The sequence below is a fragment of the Chryseobacterium taiwanense genome, assembly GCF_000813825.1.
In the GTDB taxonomy this organism is placed as follows: Bacteria; Bacteroidota; Bacteroidia; order Flavobacteriales; family Weeksellaceae; genus Chryseobacterium; species Chryseobacterium taiwanense.
The window spans coordinates 153,306-177,758 of the sequence record NZ_JWTA01000004.1; the positions used below are offsets into that span (position 1 = coordinate 153,306).

Sequence of the window (24,453 nt, forward strand, 5' to 3'; positions counted from 1 at the left end):
AATTAATATATTTGTTTTTAATTATTCTAAATAACAATAGCGAGTTCAAATTTAGAAATAATTTATAAACTACCAAATAAAAAATACAAAAAAATGAAAACTTAAAAAACTGATAACCAGAAAATTAATTTAAATAATACAAAATAATAGACCGTCTATCTATTTACAAAATCACTTTATAAAAACGTATATGAATAACAATTTAATATCCTCAGAGGAGCTCTCAAACGCAGTTTTACCTCACAATTTGGGGAATTTTGAGAATATTTTTCATTCTGCCAATTCTGAGCATTATCGAAATGCGATCAATACCACTACAGATCTTGTTCAGGAATTTCTTTCTAGAAATAAAAAACCGTTCAGCGGTATAGAAGCAAAAGAAATGAAAGAAAAGGTACAACAGATTGACCTTGATCAAAAACTTTCAACGTATGATGAACTTCTTGCTGAAGTAGATGATATTTATGTAAAACACGCTACAGCTTTTCACCTTCCTCAATATGTAGCGCATCTTAACTGTCCTATAGTTATTCCGGCTTTGGCAGGAGAAATCTTGGTAAGTGCCATCAATTCGTCACAAGATACCTATGATCAAAGTGCAGGAGGAACTTTTATGGAAAGAAAACTTATTGACTGGACGGCGAAACAGATTGGTTATGATGTGAATGACAGTGACGGAGTTTTTACAGCCGGAGGTTCACAAAGTAATCTCATGGGACTTGTAATGATGCGTGACTGTTTTTCTCAGAAAAGATACAATCACAATATAAAAATGGATGGTTTATCGCCGGAAGCAGGTCGTTTCAGAATATTTGTTTCGGATAAGTCTCATTTCAGTAATCTGAAAAATGCCTCTATCATGGGATTGGGTGAAAAATCGATCATTAAAGTTCCTACAGATGACCGTTTCCGTATGGATATTTCTTTATTGAAGAAATACATAAAAAGAGAAGAACAGCTGGGAAATATTCCTATCGGAATTGTTGCGACAGCAGGAACCACAGATTTCGGAAATGTTGATCCTTTGGAAGATATCGCCGATATTGCCGAACAATACAATATCTGGATGCATGTAGATGCCGCATACGGATGTGCCTTACTGCTAAGTGAAAAATACCGTGATCTTTTGAACGGAATTGAAAGGGCAGATTCTGTAACGATTGATTACCATAAATCATTTTTCCAGCCTATCAGCAGCAGTGCTTTTATCGTAAAAAACAAAAGAGAACTGCTTATTCTTAAACATCACGCCGATTACCTGAATCCGAAAGAGATGGATGAAGAGGAAATTCCTGCTCAAATTAATAAATCCATCACTCAGAGTACCCGTCGATTTGATGCCTTGAAATTATGGTTCACGTTAAGAATGATGGGAAAAGAGCAATTAGCTGAATATACCGACACCGTTATTGATCTTACAAAAGATACGGCTTCAATGATCTCTGAAGATCCTGATTTTGAAATCCTTTCTGATTCAGATCTGAGTGTACTCGTTTTCAGATATATCAGATCAGATATTGAAGATACGAATGCTTTGAACCTTTTTATTAAGATGAAACTGTTTTACAGCGGAGAAATCTTGGTGGCAAGTACTAAGGTGAACGGAAACTTCTATTTAAAGTTTACTCTGTTAAATCCTATTACAACCACAGAAGACATTCATCAAATTCTCACTACAATCAAAAAACATGGAAAAGACTTTAATACAGAAAAGTAAAACTGGAGAAAGCGCCAAAAAAATAACGGCTCGAGTAGTACTCAACGGAATGTTGAGAGAACTGGGAAACGGAAAATTTTATCAGGGAGTTCCGAAGCATGATCTGTTGACGGCACAGGCTCTTGAAAAAAGCAAGTATCCGCTTCACATGAGATTTGAGATGAAGAAAAACGGAATATTTTTATTCGCTCCCATTTCGTATCGATCGAAAACAACCTTCCATGAATATGGTTTTCCCATTTGGGCAGTAGATCATAACAACAACGAAATCTTTGAAGTTCATTTGGAAGAATTAATCGAAATGATCTACATAGAATTCTGCGATACTTTTACGGAAGAAGGACTGGATCGTTTTACCCAAAGAATTAAAAGCAGTGTCAGGAATCTTCAAATAACCTCAGAAGCAATTTCTGAGAGACAACACCCCATCAGTTATTCATTTTTGGAGTCAGAGCAGATTCTTCCTGCAGGACATAATCTACATCCTTTCACCAAATCAAGAATGGGATTTTCTGAAGAAGAGCAAAAACTGTATGCCCCTGAATTTGAGAATGGGTTTCAGCTGGATTATTTCCTGATTCATAAAGACTGTATCTCTGAACAATCTCTTTCTGGAATATCTGCAAAAGAGATTTTTGCCACACTGGCATCCGTTCCCGAAGAATATTATTTTGACAATATTGCGGATTACTATATTGTTCCGTGCCATCCCTGGGAAGCAAAATACTTAATGTCAACAGAAGAATATCCTGAAATCATAGGATCCGGACTAGTCATTCACATCGGTAAACTGGGCGAAGAGTTTTATGCTACCTCATCGATCAGGACACTTTACAGCCCGCAATTCAACTGGATGCTAAAGTTTTCTTTACATGTTTTGATGACCGGATCTGTAAGAACCAACAGTTTAAAGGATCTCAGAAGAGGATATGCTTCTTCCGCCTGGTGGAATGACAGAAAAACGTTATTTGAAAAGACTTTTCCAGACTTCAAACTGCTTTCAGAACCTTCTACCATAAGTGTTTTCTTTAAAAAAGAAAATATTGACAGCTTTAATATTTTAGTCCGTGAAAATCCTTTTTCATCTCAGGACAAAGTGCTTTTACTGGCGAGATTATGTCAGGACGAGTCTACAGATCATAATTTTACTACAGATTTCTTTAAAAACCTTGCTGAAACCTTACAGACATCACCGGAACAGGCAATTCTAACTTGGTTTAAAAGATATTCGCAACTGCTGCTTCCTCCTTTAAATACTTTATTTAAAGAATTTGGAATGGCTCCCGAAGTCCATCAGCAGAATCTTCTTATCCAGCTTAATGACGAACTGCTTCCTCAAACTATTTATGTGAGAGACGGACAGGGATATCTTTTGAAGGAAAGCTACAAAGAAAAATACAAAAAAGCGATAGAAGAATGTCCTGAGATTGAAGATCTTTTCATTAGAGATGAGCGTCTTTTGGATATTATTTCCCATCATTTACTGGTAAGCAATTTTGCAGCTTTGATCTCTTCATTAGGCAAAACAGGATTAATTGAAGAGCAAAAACTCATCCATATTCTTTATGACGAATTCAGCAGTCTTCATCAGTCAGAACCGTCAGATCTTACAGATTACGCTTTACACCAAAGGTATTGGGCGGTGAAATCAAATCTTCAGTCTGCCATTCTTGATGTAGACGGAGGCATTAATGCTTCTTCTATTTCTTATGCTAAAGTTCCCAATCTTCTTCACAGGTATTTCTTTTCACAACAATTGATTCATCCTCAGGGAAAGGAAGTTTTCTTTAAACGGTATTTTCCTAAAGAAGACGTCACCATCAGCATGAGACCTATCGATCTGGAAAATGATCTGGAAATGCTTCATGAATGGTTTAACAGGGAACACGCCGTAAAAATATGGCAGATGAACTGGCCGATCGATGAGCTCGAAACCTATTACAGACTGATGCTCCCAAGCGACGAAGCACATAGCTACATTATTGCAAGTAACGATGAACCCAGCTGTAATATTGAAGTGTATTGGGCGTGTAGAGATATCGTTGGAGATTATTATGAGGTTTTACCTACAGATTACGGAACCCATCAGTTCATTGCTCCGACCGATCCGAAGAAAAAATACGTATCCCCTTCTACCCAATCTATGGTTGATTATGTATTTGCACAGCCGGAAGTTGGAAAAATGGTTGGTGAAGGATCTGTTGATTCTCTTGCTTCGATGATGAATAAAGCACATGTAGGCTTCAAAGTAGATAAAGTCATTGAAATGCCTCATAAAAAAGCCAATCTTAATTTCTGCTACAGAGAATGGTACTGGGAAAAGTTTCCACAAAATAAAAATATACAAATCACCACAAACATCATAAAAAATGAATAATGAACCCATTTATAATGTCATTGGCATTGGAATAGGACCATTTAATCTGGGATTGGCAGCTTTATCCCACCCCATCCCGGAATTGAAAACGCTGTTTCTTGATCAGAGAGACGGTTTTGACTGGCATCCCGGATTGATGATCGATCATGTGACTTTACAGACTCCGTTTTTATGCGACTGTGTCTCCATGGCAGATCCTACCAATCCTTTAAGTTTACTGAATTACCTTAAAATAACGGGAAGGCTTTATCAGTTCTTCATCCGTGAGAATTTCTTTGTCCCGAGAAAAGAATACAACCGCTATTGCCAATGGGTAATTGAGCAGCTTCCACAATGCCGGTTTTCAACTCAGGTTGTAGATATTCATTATGAAGACGGTCTTTATCATGTCTCTACGGTTAATACTCAAACCAAGGAAAAAACAGTTTTCAGGACGGAACGTTTGGTGTTAGGAACCGGAACGCAGCCTCATATTCCTTCTTTTATTCCTAAAGATGATCAGCGTATACTGCATACCAGCAGCTATCTTTACCGTAAGGAAGAGCTTCTTTCAAAAGGAAGTAAAATAGCCGTAATCGGTTCAGGGCAAAGTGCGGCTGAAGTTTTTTATGACCTTCTTCAGAGCAGAGATATAAAAACAGAATTAGGTTGGTATTCGCGACCGGACAGGTTTTTCCCTATGGAATATTCTAAACTAACCTTAGAACTGACCTCTCCAGATTATGTTGAGTATTTTTATAACAGAAACCCTGAGGCAAAGAAAACCATCTTAAGCAAACAGCAGAGCCAGTTTAAAGGAATCAATTATGATCTGATCAATGATATTTATGATTTCATTTACGATCTTACTATTGATAATGCCGATCCGAATCTTAAAATTATTCCAAACAGTCAGCTCAATACCGTTGATAACAGCAGAGACAACCTCATCAATCTTGAATTTACCCAGTTAGAGCAGGAAATCCCTTACGAACAGGAAGCCGATTATCTGATTCTGGGAACCGGGTACCGTTACCATGAACCCGCATTTTTAGAAAACATTCAGGACAGAATTAAAAGAGATGCAAATGGTTTGTTTGATGTAAACAGAAATTATTCTATCGATCATAATGGTGGAGAAATCTATGTGCTTCATGCAGAAGTTCATACCCATAGTTACATTTCAACCGATCTTGGAATGGCTGCTTACAGGAACTCCTCTATCATTAATGATATTCTGGGAAGAGAGCATTATCATATCGAGAAAAAAATTGCTTTCCAGGATTTTGATGTAGAAAAATATGCTCAGATATCAACCGCCCAAATTTAACAGAAACAATGAACACCAAGTTAAGAAACACCATAAGCCAGGAAAACTGGCACCAAGCCAACAGAAACTTAATGGCAAAAACGATTGCAGAACTCATGCATGAAGAACTTTTGAAACCTATTTTTTCTTTCGAGGATGAAGCAGGATATTCCGTCTTTACCATCGAAACAGGTTTTGAAAATATTATATACAGCTTCAGAGGACAGGAAAGGATGATGGATTACTGGCATATTGATAAAAACAGTATCACAAAAACAGAAAACGGAGAAAAAATTTCTTTGATCGATGTAGCGAACTTCTTCAGAGAAATGCATCCTGTTTTTGATCTAGATCCGAATACGTTGGCTAAATATACGGAAGAACTGCTTCATACTTTGTATTGCGATGCTTTGATCCTGTCAAAAGGAATCATTTCTTCAAAAGATTTGGCAATGGCGGATTACCAGACTGTGGAACACAATATGACAGGACATCCGTGGGTCATTGTTAACAAAAGCAGACTTGGGTTTTCCCCTCGTGATTTTAAGACATTTGCTCCTGAAGCAGAAGAAAACCTGCATATTATCTGGCTGGCTTCACACCGCAGCAGATCAACCTTCCAGTCATTGGAATATATTGAAAGAGAAGCATTCTACCGTTCAGAAATCGGAGATGATTTATATGAAAACTTTACACAAAAGCTTGCTGATGAAGGAAAAATTGCTGACGATTATCTTTTTATTCCTGTTCATCCGTGGCAATGGGAGCATAAGCTTCAGGTTCATTTTGCCGGAGATATCGCGACCGGACTTTTAATTAATCTGGGGGAAGGAAAAGATGTATACAGTCCACAACAAAGCATCCGTACACTGTTCAATGTAGATCATCCTGAAAAAAGATATCTGAAAACTGCGGTTTCTATTCTGAGTACAGGAAACATCCGAGGACTTTCTCCCAAACAGATGAAAATAGCCCCTTCTATCACGGAATGGGTAAAAAGCCTGATCAAAGATGATGTTTATTTAGAAAACAAAGGAACTATATTTTTAGGGGAAGAAGCTTCAATTACATACTTACATCCGCAATATTCATCAATAGAACAAGTACCTTATCAGTATAATGAGTTTCTTGGGGCTTTATGGCGTGAAAGTGCTGAAAATTATCTTCAAGAGGATGAACAAATGGTAACGATGGCATCACTCCTTTATGTAGATGATCACGGGATTCCTTTAGTACAGGCTTTTGCTGAAAAATCAGGAATGAGTATTAAAGAATGGCTGAAAAGCTATCTTGACGCTTATCTTACGCCTCTGCTCCACATTTATTACACTCATTCACTGTGTGTAACTCCACATGGAGAAAACATCATGGTGGTTTTAAAGAATGGTGTTCCGCAGAGGATTGTCATCAAAGATTTTGTAGATGATATTGTGCTTACCAAAGAAGCCAGAGAAAAACTTCCGCCGCATCTTGCAGACGGACTTATCCAGTCTTCCAATAAAGAAAACATTCCTCTTTTTATTTTATTAGGCGTTTTTGATGCCTTCTTCAGGTATCTTTCAAATATTCTACATACGTATTCAAACTTTAAAGAACAAACCTTCTGGTCGCTTGTTCATGACTGTGTGGAACATTATAAAACAGAAAATACTCATCTACAGGAACGTTATGAAAAATATGATTTGTATGTGCCTACATTCAAAAGGTTTTACATCAACAGTCTGCGTCTGAAAAATAACGGATACAGCGAAAATAAAGCATTCGCAATTCCAAGGAAAGACGGAGCACTGCCTAATCCTCTGTATGAGATTGCCAATAAAAATTCGGTATCTGTATGATGAGGAAACTCCTTACGCTCATAAAAGAAGGATCGGTTTTTACCTATAGAGCCTTAGCCGGAAAAAAAACCGAGCTGACCTCCGGAAGTATTAACCGTTCCATCTTTAGCCTGGCAATTCCTATGGTGATGGAATTGGTGATGGAATCCGTCTTCGTGAGCGTCAATCTTTTGATCATTGCCAAATTGGGTGATAAAGTTCTTGGTCTTGTCGGGATTACGGACAACTATATCAATTTTGCTTATGCCATTGCGGTGGGTATCGGGATTGCTGCTGCAACATTAACTGCAAGAAGAGCCGGTGAAAAAGATTACGAAGGAATGGGAAGAACAGCGCAGTATATTATTTTGCTGGCTTTGTTTTTTGCTGTTTTAATTGGCGGACTTTCCTGTCTATTCTCCTCTGAAATTGTAAGTTTTCTGGGAGTAAACAGTCATGGCGTCAATGACGGATTGCAGTTTTCAAGGTTGGTTTTTCTCAGCATAGGACTAATTATCGTTCGCCTTTCTGTCAATGGACTGTTTCGGGGAGCAGGTGATGCCGATATTGCCATGAAATCTCTCTGGATCTGCCATATTTCCAACATCATTTTTGCGATTATCCTTGTTTTCGGATTAGGAGTTATCCCCGCTTTCGGACTGATGGGATTGGCTTATGCAACTGTACTGTCGAGATTTTTAGGCGTTTTGTATCAGATATACATCTTCTTTTCCGGGAAGACTAGTATCCGTATTATGACTCCTTTTCAATGGGATTTTCCATTGTTGAAAAAGATCCTGAAAATTGCCTTTGGAGGACTTGTTCAGTATATCATTCCCACCTCAAGCTGGCTGATTATGGTGAAAATCATTGCCACTTTCGGAACAACAGCTCTTGCAGGATACATTATCGCCCAGCGTATTGCTTCAGTAGCAACAATGCCTGCCTGGGGAATAGGAAACGCAGCCGGAGTGCTTACAGGGCAGAATCTAGGAGCCGGCAATTCGGAACGCGCTGAAAAAACGGTATGGAGAGCCGGAACCATCAATATGACCTATTTGGTTGCCGTAGCTTTATTCTGGCAAATCGCGGCTGAATATGTTGTCAAGCTATTCACTACAGAAGCAGAAGTTGCGAGATATGCTGTACAGTATATTCATGTTGTTTCTATGGCTTATTTACTGTTAGGATTTACCATGGTCATAAGCCGTGCGCTGAATGCAGCCGGAAATATTATGCAGGTTACGCTGCTTTACATCATTATGTTTTATGTCATTCAGCTTCCTATGGCGTATCTCTTAGGAGTGCGGCTGCAATGGGAACTGAAAGGAATATTTGCCGCTATTGTTTCTTCTGAAATCGTACTGGCTGTATTATTCCTGATGATTTTTAAAAATGGAAAATGGAAAACTATAAAAATTTAAAATGAACACTACAGACGAATTTTATGAAATTATTGCTGCTGCCATCGCAGTAAAAAAAGAACTGGTGAATGAAGACCTCACTTATCAGGAAATCCCGGAGTGGGATTCTATGTCTCATCTTCTTATCGTAGAAGCTCTTGAACAATACTATCAGGTAAAGTTTGACTTTAACGATATCATGGAAATGGGCACCGTGGGAAAAATCCGTGAGAAAATGAAAAAATACGAAGTATTCGTAGAAAACTAATTTTATGAAAATTTTAGAAAATATAATTGCCAATAAAAGCCTCTTATTCACAGAGGCTTCTACTGGCAAAACGATTCCGGTGGGAACACTGTACCGGTCTCTGGGATTAAACCCCGTCGAAAAAGGGTTGTTATTTCTATATAATGATAATCAGCTTCCGGGTATTGAGGTGCTTCTTAATTTTTATGGAACAGCACATACCATTGCTTTGCTCGGGCAAAAACTGCATACAGATTTCAAAGACCGTCTTGAAGCAGAATATCGTCCCAAATACATCTTTGATCCTCAAAGAAATGAAATTCTCGGCTACAGCCTGAAAGAGTTTTCAGAGACGATCAGCATCTTTATGAAGGATGATTATAAGCATGAAGTGACTATTAATCCCGAAATCAAGATCCTTCTGAGTACTTCAGGAACAACAGGAAATCCCAAATTGGTAAAACTCTCGGATGAAAGTCTTTATCAGAATGCTTTGAGTATTCTTCAGTATATGCCTATTCTGGACTCTGATGTGGTGGCTTTAAATGTTCCGATTAACTTCGTGTACGGATTTTCCATATTTACCACCAACTGTATGCGTGCAGGAAGAATCGTATGTTCTGATAAGGATATCATGCAGAAAGCCTTTTGGGATGAAATGGATCTGTACGGATATAGTACTTTAGGAGGCGTTCCTTACCTTTATGAAAACCTCAACAGAATCGGTTTTTTCAGAAAAGACTCTCCCAGCTTACGATATTTAACTCATACCGGCGGAGTGATCAACAGTGAATTAAGAAAAATCATTTTTTCATACTGTAATGAGTACAATAAGGAATTCTTTGCCCAATACGGACAGACTGAAGCCGGAGGAAGAATGGCTTACCTTTCCACTGAAGGGCTTTTAAATGATGAAACCTCTATTGGAACTCCGGTACATGGCGGCGATTTCAGGATTGATCCTGATACCGAAGAACTACTGTTCTCCCATAAAAGTATTTTTGGAGGATATGCAAATACACTGGAAGATCTTATTTCATATAATCAACCTAGGATACTTCATACCGGAGATACGGCCAGAAAAAGTGATGATGGAATCTATTATATCACAGGAAGGATAAAACGTATTATGAAGCTTTTCGGTATCCGCCTGAATCTGGATGAGGTTGAATTCATTCTTAAAAATGAACTGAAAGAAAATACGTTTGCCTGTCTTAATGATCGCGATAAAAAAATCATTGTTCTGTATGACAATCCGGAAATAGATCCGCAACATATTATTGACATCATAAAAAACAAACTGAGTATCAACCCACAATACATACGTACAGAATACATAGAGTCATTTCCACTATCACAAAACGGTAAAATCAACTACCCCTTACTACAAAACTTACAGCATGAAAATATTTAAAACCCCTATATTACTTTTATTTTTTATTGGTCTTCCAATGGTTGTTTCTGCCCAGCAGAGCGAACGTGTAAACGGAAAGATCATGCTCTCTGAAAAAGTGCCTGTGAAAAACGCACTTTTAAGATTAGTCAATACACCGTATCAGGCCAAGACCAATAGTTCAGGAGAATATTACTTTGATAATGTGCCGCCGGGAGAATATACACTTCAGGTGGTTTTGAATGATATTGAGTTAATGCGTGAGCAGATTCACATTGAAAAAGATGTGTTTGAAATTCCTCCAATCTATACTTCTTCAGTAGAAAACAACGTCATTGAAGGAATTACAGTATATGCTTTCAGCAGAAACAAATTTTTGGATAGGGACAGTACCACCGTCGCCAAAATGCCGTTAAAAAACATTGAAAATCCCCAGTTTTACACAAGTATTAACCAGCAGGTTCTTAAAGAGCAGCTTATTTATGATGTTTCGGATGCGGTAAAAAATGCTCCCGGTATTGTAAAAATGCAGGGAAGCGCCGGTAGAGCAGGAGATGGAAGCTTTTATTATAATTTAAGAGGGTTTCCTACCAGAATTTCTATGGTAGATGGTGTTCCTGCAACGACCAACTCAGAAATTGATCCTGCGGACATTGAACGTATCGATGTGATTAAAGGTCCTTCCGGAACTCTGTACGGAGGTACCGTAAATTCCTTTGGAGGATTGATTAATGTGACCACCAAAAAACCGAAAGATTATTTTGGAGGTGAGGCTTCATATCTTTTGGGAAGTTATAATCTGAACCGTGTTACAGCTGATGTATACGGTCCGATCACGAATTCAAGGAAAACTTTGTTCCGTTTGAATGCCGCCTACCAGTATCAGAATGGTTTCAGAGATTCTGAGTTCAGAAAATCCATGTTTGTGGCACCTACATTCAGCTATCAGGTGAATGACCGGTTAAAATTCAACCTTGGTGCTCAGATTTATACCTATGAAGGAACGAACACCCCGATTATCTTTTTACCGAGAACCAGACCATTTATTGCAACAACTCCGGATCAGCTTGGATACGATTGGAAAAAATCATATTCTAATAATGATATGAGCTTAAAGGCTCCTTCTATCAACATAAAGGCTGAGGTGAATTATAAAATTTCAGATCAGTGGAGTTCTCAGACTTTAATTTCAAGAAACTATAGAAAAACGGAAGGATTGTATCAGTACCAGTTCATGAGAGGAGCTACAGATAACCTTTTGGAACGTAATGTACAGTGGCAGAATGGTGAAGGTGCGTCTACAAGTATTCAGCAGAACTTTAACGGAGAATTTAACATAGGAAGCATCAAAAATAAACTGCTTGTTGGCTTAGATTATTTAAACCAGTCTTTGAATAATAACCTTTCTCCGATTGTTGTATTTGATTACATTGACCCTAGAAACCCTACTGCGCCAATAGCATCACCAGTAACGGGTACATATGGAAATATATCCAGAGATCTGGCATTGCAGAAGATTCAAAGCTCTACAGCTCCTTTGGTAAGAAATACGGCATCAAGTAATATGTATGGAGCCTATGTTTCTGATGCGGTATATATTACAGACCGTTTGGTTGCTTTGCTAAGCTTACGTTTTGACCATTATGAAAGTAAGGGGCAGCTTGACCTGAACACAAACATCAATACAGGAACATTCAACCAGAATGCATTGTCTCCTAAATTTGGTTTATCTTATCAGATCATCAAAGAACATTTGTCTGCCTATGCCAACTATATGAATGGATTCAGTAATGTCGCTCCTGTTGCGCAGCCGCTTGCCGACTACAGCGGGGATTTCAAGCCACAGAGATCCAATCAGTGGGAAGCAGGATTCAAAGGAAATCTTTGGAGAAACAGAGTGAATTTTACCGTAGGATATTATGATATTCTTGTGGATAATATGTTAAGAGTAGAACCAATAACCCGTGACGGAAAGAACTACAATGTGACGATCCAGGATGGAGAACAAAGAAGCAAAGGGTTCGAAATTGAAACAACCATGAACCCGATCCAGGGGCTGAATATTATAGCAGGGTATTCTTATAACGACAGCAAATTTGTAAGAGCTGCCGCGTCTGTTGACGGTCGTCGTCCTTCATCTTCGGGGCCTGCTAATGTTTTCAATTCATGGGTCAGTTATATTTTGCCGATTAAAGGGCTTCAGGGATTAGGTTTAGGCTTTGGGGTCAATCGTGTTGGGAAGCAGATTAGTGTAGACAATGTGACCACCGGACAGTTTATATTCCCAGCGTATACTTTGGTGAATGCTTCCGTGTCTCTTGAAAAAGAAAGATACAGAGTAGGATTTAAAATGAATAATTTAGGAAATACCCAGTATTTTGCAGGACAGGGTGTTATAGTTGCCCAGATGCCTCGTAACTTTGTTGCAGAGGTTACTCTTAAATTTTAATAATGAAACTTATATTCAGAAAAATTGCTTATCAATTACATGTATGGCTCGGACTCACGTCCGGGCTTATCATTGTTATTATAGCGGCAACAGGATGTATCCTCGCTTTTGAAGATGAGCTGAAACAGTTTATACATCCTCAAAGGTATTTTGTAGAAAAAATAGAACAGAAAAAATTACCGCTTTCAGAATTGACTCTGAGAGCAGAAAAAGCACTCCCCGACAGTCTGAAAATAAAAAGGGTTCAAATCTCCTCCGATCCATCAAGAACCTATATGTTCCGTACTCTGAAAATGAATAACGAGGCCCTCTCCTTTTGGGGAACCTATATTTATTATTACAGAGTCTATGTAGATCCTTATTCAGGAAAAATTCAGGAGGTGGAAAATGCAAAAAAAGATTTCTTTGAAATTGTTCTGGATCTACACCGCAGACTTTTACTCGGAGAGAAGATAGGAAAAATGATAACGGGATATTCTACTCTTATATTTACGATCCTATTACTTTCCGGACTGGTCATCTGGTATCCCCGAAAAATGAGCAAGGCCATGCTGAAAGGGATGTTTTTTATTAAAACCTCAGCCAACTGGAAAAGAATCAATTATGATGTTCATAATGTACTGGGATTCTATGCTGTCATTCCGTTATTATTAATATGCTATTCCGCATTGATATGGAGCTTTGAAGATATTGATAAATGGGTAGAAAACACATTAAACGACAATAGTATCAAGGAAAAAAAAGCTGAAAGTAAAATTCCGGCCGGAGAATTCATCCATCAGAAAAATATTTTGAATCTAGTAGGTGACAAAGTACTGAAAGACCTTCATGATAAAAAATCTGCCATGATTAATTTTCCACGAACGGAAGAAGGAACTTATTATGCTGAAGTAAATTTTGACAACAGATACTATCGGAATATTCATTATAATATTGACCAATATTCCGGTGAGGTTTTAAAATATCAGTCTTATAAAGATCATATGGGATCCGGTTCTGCATTAAGGGAGAGAAATTACGATCTGCATACAGGAAGTATTCTCGGAACTCCAACCAGACTGATTTATCTTTTGGCAGCCTTCATAGCAACTTCATTGCCTATTACAGGTTTTATTATTTATATCAATAAAAAGAAGAAAAAACCTAAAAAGAAATCTAGAATTAAAATATCCAAAAACTAAAGTACAAAAGGCTTTCTTATGAATAAGGAAGTCTTTTTTGTTATTAATTTTCTCCCTCCTTTCCTATCAAAAATATTTCAAAACTTATTCATCACACTTATCAGGAATTCCATCACACTTACTAAATTAAAAAGAACAGTTGTTAGTTTTAATTTTATGTTCATTTAGATCCTTTTTATATTAGTAACAACAATTATTAAAGTATTGTTAAGCTTGATATTTTCACTTAATATAAATTATCAAATCTAAACCTTTTTGATTATAAAAAAACAACCAATAAGCTTATTAAAATATTACATAAGTGTTAATTTAAAAACAATCATACATTATTCAAACTAATTTTTAGCTATATTTAAATAACTAACAAATCACATGCGAATGAAATATAAATCTACTATTTTTCTTTTTTGTTTCTATTTCAGTACTATTCTCTATTCACAAGTTCCCAAATATCGCGGAACAAATGGCAATTCTCATTATGATTTTTTGCAAACCTTGGATAGAGTATATATCCATATAGGTACCTTAGACTTTAATAATATTAATGCTACTAGAAGCAATCCTTTCTCATTCGCAAATGGAATGTATATGATTCTACTCAAAGACCGAGAAAAAACCGTTGTTTCTGAAAAATTAATTATTAAAAGATAATTTAAAGATACGCTTATAGTTACACCTTCCTTTTTTAAATTAAAAACTTAAATCTTGGAAGGTGTTTTTTGCTTTAAAAGTAATTCTACATTTTAACATTTAAATAATATTGCCTATGAAAAAACTTTACAACAACATGACCAACCACCTGTTCTTTAATTCCACCTAAATTAAATACAGTGAATAAACTACACAGTAATTAAAAAACCATTTTTTTAATCAAATGAATTTAATGTTTAATCAATAAGAATTGTATAAATATGAAAAAACTCTACTCATTTTTTTCAACAATTTCGTTATCAATAAAAATGTTTGCGCAACCTAATTTGCGTATCCTATTGTTATTTAATATTTTACTATACAATTTCGTAGGAGCACAAGCAGTTCCGGAATTAATGTATTATAAATTTGACACACCAGGAACAGCTGTAGCAAATAATGCCAGTGCTCCGGTAGGAACTAACCCTGCCCCTATCTTAGGACTTACTATAGGCGGTACCGGTCAATTTGGTACCGGACTACAAGGAGCTGCAGGTGCTACAGCTACCAATAGAGTAAATCCGGGTTGGACAGGGACTCATAATGGCAGTTGGACCATCTCATTCTGGATGAATGTTCCTACCCCACCAACGACCCGTTATATGTTTGGGAACACTACCGGGAACGGAACATTTAGATGTTTTATAGGTGGTGCTGCAAATAAAATCAGACTAACAGGAGGAGTTCCTTCCATTACGTTAGATATGTCCGCCTGGGCTTCAGGAACGAGTGTAATACACTATGTATATGATCAAACCGCAGGTACAGTATCCGGATATATTAATGGAGTATTTCAACAATCTGTAACAGTAGGAGCTAGTTATCCATTAGTAGGGGCAAACTTTGTTGTGGGTTCTCAGGGTACTTCAATTGATGGTACTATGGATGAATTCAGAATGTACAATAGAGCACTTACCCAAGCTGAAATTAGCACAACATGGAATATTACTTTACCCGGAACAACTTGTTCAGGATCAGTAACAGCTGGTACAGCATCGGCTTCCGTTAGTAATATTTGCGCAAATACGCCTTTCAACCTTTCCTTAACTGGTTCTACAATAGGAAGCGGCGTTACTTACCAATGGCAAAGTTCTCCTGCAGGAGCTGCTACATTTACTAATATCGTTGGGGCTACATCCATTTCTCATACGGTAACTAATCAAACTGCTGCTACAGACTACAGATGTATTGTAACCTGTACCAATGGAGGGAGTACACAAACTTCCAATATAGTTGCTGTAGGACAAAACTCTGGTATAGCATGTTTAAATTACTGTGCACCAGTAAGCTCAGGTAGCACAGGTACCTTTATTAACAATGTACAGTTTGGCGGTATTAATAATAATTCTTCCGCTTCTCAGCCCACAGCATCTCCTTATTATACTTATTATCCAAGTGCAACGACTTCTGTGATGAGGGGGACTACTGAAAACATAAGTATAACAATAGGACCTTCAGGCACTTATAGTGGTGCCATTACCTCTGTATGGATTGACTGGAATCAGGATGGAACTCTAAGTTCTACAGAACATTTCTATGTAGGACCTGGTAGTAGTTCCGCAGGGATTCCGTCCGGAACAACTTTAAGTGTACCTGTTTCTATTCCGGTAACAGCCACATTAGGAACTACCCGTATGCGTATTCGAACTAGAGGAAGTTCTAATCCAAACCTTCCAACCGATGCTTGTACGAATTTCGGATCTGGTGAAACAGAAGATTACGATATTACGGTTATTCCATCAGTGAATTGTACAGGAACACCTGTCACAGGTACAGCCGCAGCAACAATTACTAATGCCTGTGTAGGTGCTCCTTTTAATCTAGCACTCACAGGTTACACAATTGCAGTAGGCATAACTTATCAATGGTATAGCAGTCCTGCCGGCGCGGGTACTTTTACAGCGATTGCAGGTGCTACAGCCCCTAATTACGCTGTAACCAGCCAAACAGTGGCTACCGATTATCGATGCGTAGTCACATGTACTAATACCAGCCAAAGTGCAACCTCTAATACAGTTACTGTAGGACAAAATCCTCCTATACAATGTTATTGTACACCAACAGCAGGAACCACTTCTACTACTTATTACCTAAAAAATGTTGTTTCAACCGGAGCTTGGGCGAATATTAATTATTCAGCAAACTCTTATAATGCATATACTAATTCTAATATGGCTGCATTGACATCTCCAGGAAATAATATAAATCTTAACTTATCAGGCTCTGTACCGACAAGTACTTATCTGTATAAAGTGTGGGTAGATTGGAATAAAGATGGTGTTTTTGCTAATCCGGGAGAATTAGTTATTTCAAATACTTCTTCTGTTTCAACATTAACTGGCACAATACCTGTACCTCTTGGTACAACCCTAGGAGATTACAGAGTAAGATGTTCAATTTCTTGGAGTGGCACAGTTACACCTTGTGGACCAGCACCCTATGGAAACTATGTAGACTTCACATTGACTGTTGTAGCTCCACCTAGCTGCTATCCTCCTACAGGATTAACAGTATCCGGAATTACAGGAAACTCAGCTACAATAAGCTGGATCATGGGAACCCCTCCTCCAGCTGGTGGATATATATATTATATTTCCACATCATCTACACCACCCCTACCAGGATCAACTCCTTCGGGTAGTACAATGTCAAATTCGGTAGATTTGCCTGCCAATTTACTTCCTAGTACTACTTATTATTGGTGGGTACAGGCAATTTGCCCACCTACGGATAGTAGCTATATCATGCAAGGTCCTACCTTTATGACGACACAAATTCCGGCAACCCTTCCTTATCTTCAGAATTTTGAAGCAACGAATGATTTAGGATTATTGAACGGAACCCAAACCAATAAATGGGCTCATGGTTCTGCCACGGGAAATACCGGAAAATCTATTTATATTTCTAATGACAATGGAACTACAAACGCTTATACCATTACATCAACAAGTGTAGTTCAGGCATATAGAGACATTAAGATTCCGACAGGAACTACCCTGGCTAGTTTCTCTTTTGACTGGAAAGCACAAGGACAGACGACTGTAGATTATTTGAGAGTATGGTTGGTACCTTCCACCTTCTTACCTACACCGGGAACTCAGATTACGGCGGTAACCGGAACACCGGGAGCACCAGGAAGAGTTCAGGTTGGGCAATTCAATCAAAATGGAACTTGGCAGTCTTATTCCAATGCAAGCTTAAATCTTACCAATTATGCAGGTACCATAATGCGTCTGGTATTTGAATGGGTAAATAATGCTGCTACAGGAACTCAGCCTCCGGCAGCAGTAGATAATATAGTGTTAAGAGTTTGTAGTACAGCTACGCCTGTAGTTACAGTAGCTCCAGCTACCATCACTCATAATACAGCTGTAATTACATGGCCACAGGATGACGGTGGAGCGTCTTATAAATTAAGATATCGTCCGGTTGGTTCTATGGGAGGGTGGCTACCTTCAAATATCGGTCAAGATATAACGCCAAACTATCCTAATCAAAGTATTACGATTCCAAACTTATTACCAGCAACATTGTATGAAGTAGAAGTAGCTGCAGTTTGTAATACAATTGATATTGGAAATTATTCACATAATGAGTTCATAACAAAATGTGACCCGACTCCACCAAACGTGACGTTTACTGGTATTACAGCTACTTCAGCAGTGGTAAGCTGGTCTCCATTAGTGGCAAGTGCAACGTATCAATTGCAATGGAAAAAAGTAGGAGATCCCCCATCGGCATGGATTGGCCCAATTAATTTACCAAATCCACCATCAAACACGTACACTCTTCCTTCTCCTGGTAATACTTTAACACCATATACACAGTATGAAGTTCAGGTAAGAAATATCTGTGTAAATTCTACAGAGCCTAACCCATGGTCAAGCTTATCGAGATTTACAACAGAGAGAACCTGTGATATTGCGCCACCAGGATTAACTATTCTTGAACTAAAACCTACAAGTGCTAAAGTTCAGTGGGATCCTTATAATGGTCCGGATGCAACAGGTCAGTATATCTTGAGATACAGAAAAGTAGGAATTCCGGGATGGACGAATATTACAGTATCAAATAATACATATACGCTTACCAACTTATTGGAATTGACAAAATATGAAATGGAAGTAGCAAATGTTTGCAGTGGTACACCAGGTAACTTTACTTTGCCATATTACTTTACAACGCCTACGGTAATCTATTGTCAGATGGAAGCATTGAATTCAGCAGGAGATTATATTTCTAAAGTAACCGTTACTCCTAACGGAAAATCACAGATGGAAAATCCTTCAGCAGGTTCAACGTATACAGATTATACAGCTGTTACAAAAGCTCAGATCGAATTGATTCAAGGTTCATCAAATAATCAGCTGACTATTGATAAAGTAGCAACAGCAGATGCAGGCGTTGTCGCATGGATTGACTTTAACAGAAACGGAGAATTTGATATCAATGAAAGAATCTTAGTATCCGGACCAAACACGGCAGCAACAGCAACTACCACATTCAATGTTCCTACTGATGCTTTTGTAAGCAATGCAGACTATATGTATGTTATAATGAGAGTTGCTTTGATGAAAGGAGGTATTCCTGTGAATTGTACCAACTTTGCTAGTGGAGAAGTAGAAGATTACACAGTAAGAATTACCAAGAAATCAGCTACAAATCTGTTGAATCAGGATGATATTTTGATCTACCCTAACCCGGTAACCACGGTATTGAATGTTAAGAATATCAGCAAGCGTGCAACTTATAAGCTTTATAGTGCAGCCGGTCAGTTGATATCAAGTGGAATTATCTTAAACAACAAGGTAGATGTTCATGCTCTGATCAATGGAATGTATGTGATCGATATTCAGGATGGATCCACTTCAGCACAGAAGAAGTTTATTAAAGAATAAGAATCATAATAATTAATTACTTTTAAAATAGAATCAGCTCTCAGAAATGGGAGCTGATTTTTTTTTTTGTGAATATTTTTTTAAACAAACATTTCAATAAGCTATTGAATGAAATTTTTCTTTAAAAAATCTAATTTCCTATTTTATTATTCACAAATAAGAGAATTTTTAACTCATATCTGTAAGGAATAAATACTTTTTAAAGAAAATATTTTTTTTAATTATTCATTAAAATAAATATATTTAAATAACGTTTAATCAAATAAATTAAAATATTTCAAATTTTTTAATCGAAAAATATATTTAAATTTGAGAAATCAATAAAATAATTAATATGAAATGAAAATTACTTTTTATTCGTATAACTACATTCATGAAAAAGTTATACTTACTTCTTTACACTATTATCACTATTAAATTTGAAAATATGAAAATGATTAAAACCAAAAGATTCCTGAGGAACTTGGTTGCATTGTCTTGTATGATTTTAGGACTGTTTGTACAGGCACAAACAGTTACAATCGGTACAGGAGCGAGCACCCAAAGGTACCCTCTAGGATCTTATTATGCCTACGAAATGTCGGCATCACTTTATACTGCTGCGGAAATAAGTTTACCGGCAGGAGGAAGTGTTCAATCTGTAGCCTGGAACTGTACTGAAGCAATGAGCTTCAATCTTCCGATAAAAATTTATTTAAAATCTGTTCCAAGCACCACAACAACATTGACAGCACAGCCTTGGACGACTACAAAAGCAGGTGCTGTATTAGTTTATGATGGAACGGTAAATAATTTACCGATCGGTTGGAATACAATTACTTTGCAAAACCAGTACTATTATAATGGAACAGATAATTTACAGGTTCTTGTTGAAACAAACTTTGGTGGATCTTCAGGAGGATCAACAAGTAGTACAGGAAGTAAAATTACGTATTCTTCAGCTACGACTAAGCATATGTATTATTATGGGAATAATGTGCCGCAAAGCACTAATGGATACACTTCTTCCAATAGACCCAATATAAGATTGACATTCGGTGCTGCTCCCACATGTGTACCACCTCCATCAGGCTCAGGTTTAACTTTGACCACATTAACGCCAACAAATGCAGGAATCAGTTGGACAGCTCCGACCACAGCTCCTGCAGGAGGATATGATGTATACTATACAACTTCTACAGCTATACCAACAGCTACGGCTGCACCTTTTCAGACAGTGACTACGGGAACTACGGCTACGCTTTCACCATTGACTGCAAATACAACATATTATGCATGGGTAAGATCAAGATGTAGTGCTTCCAGTCAAAGTACTTGGGTTGGACCTTTAGTGATATATACAGCTTATTGTTTACCTTCTGCCGGAACTGGCTCGTCATTATATTATTTATCACAAATTAGTACGACAGGAGGATGGACAAATTTGAACTATATGGCATCTTCTTATACTGGATATGTTAATAATTCATCTAATACACTTAGCGCTTCACCTGGGAGTACAATTAATGTAACATTAAAAGGCGCAAGTACATATTATTATTACTACTATGTATGGGTAGATTGGAATAACGATTTGGATTTTAATGATGCCGGAGAAACTATTTTGGCCACGACTACAACAGTTAATACCGGAAGTTCAACAGTTATTAACGTACCTCCTGCACAACCTTACGGAAACTATAGAGTAAGGTTTGCCTCTTCAGGCTCCGGTCAGATTACTTCTTGTGGAGCAGCTCCTTATGGGAGTTATGTGGATTATAATTTAGAAATTGGTGCTCCACCAACTTGTATGCCTCCTACGGCATTAGTTTTAAATGCCACTTCCACATCATCAGCAAGTATTGGATGGACAGCTTCTACATCTGCTCCTTTAGGATATGAAATTTATTATAATACCACCAATATCGCTCCTAACACAGGAACTGCTCCTCAAATCACAGGAATAACAGGCACAACGTACACCATTCCTGGTTTAGCAGCAGATACTACTTATTATATATGGGTAAGAGCAAGATGTAATGCTACCGATGCAAGTCCTTGGGCAGGACCGATTACGGCGTATACAGCCTATTGTTTACCTTCCGCAGGTACAAGCTCGTCATTGTATTATTTGTCACAAATTACAACAACCGGAGGATGGACAAATTTAAATTATGCAGCATCGGCCTATACAGCATATGTTAATAATTCACCAAATACAATCAACACTTCACCAGGAAGTGCAATTAATGTAACATTAAAAGGAGCAAACACCTATTATTATCGTTATTATGTATGGGTAGACTGGAATAATGATATGGATTTTGATGATGTAGGAGAAACTATTCTGGCAACCACTACTACTGTTAATACAGGTGCTTCAACAGTGATCAACGTACCTGCCGCACTACCCTATGGAATTTATAGAGTAAGGTTTGCAACATCAGGTTCAGGTGCTATTACTTCTTGTGGAGCAGCACCGTATGGTAATTATGTAGATTATAGTTTAGAAGTGGGAGTACCTCCTACTTGTTTGCCACCTACAGGTATGACCGTTAGTTCAATAGAAGGAACAGGTGCTATTATCAGCTGGGCAACTCCAACAACTCCACCTGGAAATGGATATGTATACTATATCTCTACTTCGCCTACTCCACCTGCTTTTGGAGCAGCTCCTACAGGACCATCAGCAACTACTTCTGTAGATTTAACTCCTACTTTGGTTCCGAATACTACTTACTACTGGTGGGTAAGAGCAGTTTGTTCTCCTACAGATAGTAGTTATTGGGCAGAAGGACCAAGTTTTATGACGACACAAATTCCTGCTACGCTTCCTTATCTTCAGAATTTTGAAGGGACAAATGATTTAGGATTATTGAACGGAACACAAACCAATAAATGGGCTCATGGTTCTGCCACAGGAAATACAGGAAAATCTATTTATATTTCTAATGACAATGGAGTCACAAATGCTTATACCATTACATCAACGAGTATAGTGCAAGCATACAGAGATATTAAGATTCCTGCAGGAACTTCTCTTGCTACATTGTCTTTTGATTGGAAAGCTGATGGACAGACGACCGTAGATTATTTAAGAGTGTGGTTGGTACCCGCCACCTTCTTACCAACACCGGGAACGCAGATTACAGCAGTAACCGGAACACCGACAGCACCGGGAAGAGTTCAGGTTGGTCAATTCAATCAAAATGGTACAACTTGGCAATCTTATTCCAATGCAAGTTTAAATCTTACCAATTATGCAGGTACCGTAATGCGTTTGGTATTTGAATGGGTAAATAATGCGGCTACAGGAACTCAACCACCGGCGGCAGTAGATAATATTGTGTTAAGAGTTTGTAGTACAGCTACTCCTGTAGTTACAGTAGCTCCAGCTACCATCACTCATAATACAGCTGTAATTACATGGTCACAGGATGATGGTGGAGCGTCTTATAAGTTAAGATATCGTCCGGTTGGTTCTACTGGAGGATGGCTACCTTCAAATATTGGTCAGGATGTAACGCCAAACTATCCTACTCAAAATATTACGATTTCGGGATTATTACCTGCAACATTATATGAAGTGGAAGTAGCAGCAGTTTGTAATACCATTAATGTTGGAGCATATTCACATAATGAATTTACAACAACATGTGACCCGACTCCACCCAACGTAACATTTACCAATATTACATCTACATCAGCAGTTGTACACTGGTCTCCATTAGCGGCAAGTGCAACCTATCAATTGCAATGGAAAAAAGTAGGAGATCCCCCATCAGCATGGATTGGGCCAATTAATTTACCAAACCCACCTGCAAACACGTACACTCTTCCTTCTCCTGGTAATACTTTAACACCATATACTCAGTATGAAGTTCAGGTAAGAAGTACATGTGTGAGTTCTACAACACCTAATCCTTGGTCAAGCTTATCAAGGTTTACAACAGAAAGAACCTGTGATATTGCTCCACCGGGATTAACTATTCTTGAATTAAAGCCAACAAGTGCAAAAATTCAATGGGATCCTTACAACGGTCCGGATGCAACAGGTCAGTATATCTTGAGATACAGAAAAATAGGAGTTCCGGGATGGACGAATATTACAGTGTCAAATAATATTCATACACTTACCGGCTTATTGGAATTGACTAAATATGAAATGGAAGTAGCGAATATTTGTAGTGGTACACCAGGTAACTTTACTTTGCCGTATTACTTTACAACACCTACAGTGATCTATTGTCAGCAGGCAGCAGTGAATTCAGCAGGAGATTACATTTCTAAAGTAACGGTTACTCCTAACGGAAAACCACAGATGGAAAATCCTTCGGCGGGATCAACGTATACGGATTATACAGCCGTTACCAAAGCTCAAATTGAATTGATTCAAGGTTCATCAAATAATCAGTTAACGATTGATAAAGTAGCAACAGCAGATGCAGGAGTAGTAGCTTGGATTGACTTTAACAGAAACGGAGAATTTGATATCAATGAAAGAATCTTAGTATCCGGACCAAACACAGCAGCAACAGCGACTACCACATTCAATGTGCCAGTAGATGCTTTTGTAAGCAATGCAGACTATATGTATGTCATAATGAGAGTAGCATTGATGAAAGGAGGCCTTCCTGTAAATTGTACCAACTTTGACAGTGGAGAAGTAGAAGATTATACGGTAAGAATTACCAAGAAGGCTACTTCAAGCCTATTGAATCAAACAGATATTTTGATTTACCCTAACCCCGTAACAACGGTATTGAATGTAAAGAATATCAGCAAACGTGCCAATTATAAGATTTATAGTGCTGCTGGACAATTAATCTCAAGCGGAATTATCTTAAACAACAAGGTAGATGTTCATGCTCTGATCAACGGAGTATATATGATCGATATTCAGGATGGCTCAACTTCAGTACAGAAGAAGTTCATTAAAGAATAAGAATCATAATAATTCATTATTTTTAAAATAGAATCAGCTCTCAGAAATGGGGGCTGATTTTTTGTTTTT

General features: G+C 37.8%; 11 protein-coding genes. All 11 read left to right on the plus strand.

Annotated features, from left to right (window positions below; genetic code table 11):
* The first annotated feature begins 190 nt into the window (after positions 1–190).
* A complete protein-coding gene (locus tag RM51_RS04330) occupies positions 191–1,717 on the plus strand; it encodes a pyridoxal phosphate-dependent decarboxylase family protein (RefSeq protein ID WP_039365540.1) in 1,527 nt (508 codons plus the stop codon).
* Positions 1,689–4,094 carry a GNAT family N-acetyltransferase gene (locus RM51_RS04335; protein ID WP_039365542.1) on the plus strand — a complete coding sequence of 802 codons (2,406 nt, stop codon included), beginning with the start codon at positions 1,689–1,691 and terminating at the stop codon, positions 4,092–4,094. The genes RM51_RS04330 and RM51_RS04335 overlap by 29 nt, the downstream gene beginning before the upstream one ends.
* Positions 4,087–5,403 carry a lysine N(6)-hydroxylase/L-ornithine N(5)-oxygenase family protein gene (locus RM51_RS04340; RefSeq protein ID WP_039365544.1) on the plus strand — a complete coding sequence of 439 codons (1,317 nt, stop codon included), beginning with the start codon at positions 4,087–4,089 and terminating at the stop codon, positions 5,401–5,403. The genes RM51_RS04335 and RM51_RS04340 overlap by 8 nt, the downstream gene beginning before the upstream one ends.
* An 8-nt stretch (positions 5,404–5,411) precedes the next feature.
* Entirely contained in the window at positions 5,412–7,220 is a 1,809-nt protein-coding gene (locus tag RM51_RS04345) for an IucA/IucC family protein (RefSeq protein WP_039365545.1), read from the plus strand.
* Positions 7,217–8,623, plus strand: a complete 1,407-nt coding sequence (locus tag RM51_RS04350; protein WP_228375774.1) for an MATE family efflux transporter — start codon at positions 7,217–7,219, stop codon at positions 8,621–8,623. The genes RM51_RS04345 and RM51_RS04350 overlap by 4 nt, the downstream gene beginning before the upstream one ends.
* 1 nt (position 8,624) lies before the next feature.
* Positions 8,625–8,870, plus strand: a complete 246-nt coding sequence (locus RM51_RS04355) for an acyl carrier protein (protein ID WP_039365548.1) — start codon at positions 8,625–8,627, stop codon at positions 8,868–8,870.
* A gap of 4 nt (positions 8,871–8,874) precedes the next feature.
* Positions 8,875–10,263, plus strand: a complete 1,389-nt coding sequence (locus RM51_RS04360) for an AMP-binding protein (RefSeq protein ID WP_039365550.1) — start codon at positions 8,875–8,877, stop codon at positions 10,261–10,263.
* Positions 10,250–12,691 (plus strand): TonB-dependent receptor, encoded by a 2,442-nt coding sequence (locus tag RM51_RS04365; protein ID WP_084110935.1) that lies wholly within the window; start codon positions 10,250–10,252, stop codon positions 12,689–12,691. Before RM51_RS04360 ends, RM51_RS04365 begins: the two co-directional genes overlap by 14 nt.
* Before the next feature lie 2 nt (positions 12,692–12,693).
* On the plus strand, positions 12,694–13,872 hold the full coding sequence (locus RM51_RS04370; protein ID WP_039365552.1) for a PepSY-associated TM helix domain-containing protein: 1,179 nt from the start codon (positions 12,694–12,696) through the stop codon (positions 13,870–13,872).
* A gap of 911 nt (positions 13,873–14,783) precedes the next feature.
* Positions 14,784–19,460: a GEVED domain-containing protein gene (locus tag RM51_RS04380; RefSeq protein WP_084110938.1), complete on the plus strand. Its 4,677-nt coding sequence runs from the start codon at positions 14,784–14,786 to the stop codon at positions 19,458–19,460.
* Positions 19,461–19,833: 373 nt separating this feature from the next.
* Positions 19,834–24,384, plus strand: coding sequence for a fibronectin type III domain-containing protein (locus RM51_RS19040; RefSeq protein WP_052248391.1), 4,551 nt, complete (start codon positions 19,834–19,836; stop codon positions 24,382–24,384).
* The last annotated feature ends 69 nt before the right edge of the window (positions 24,385–24,453 follow it).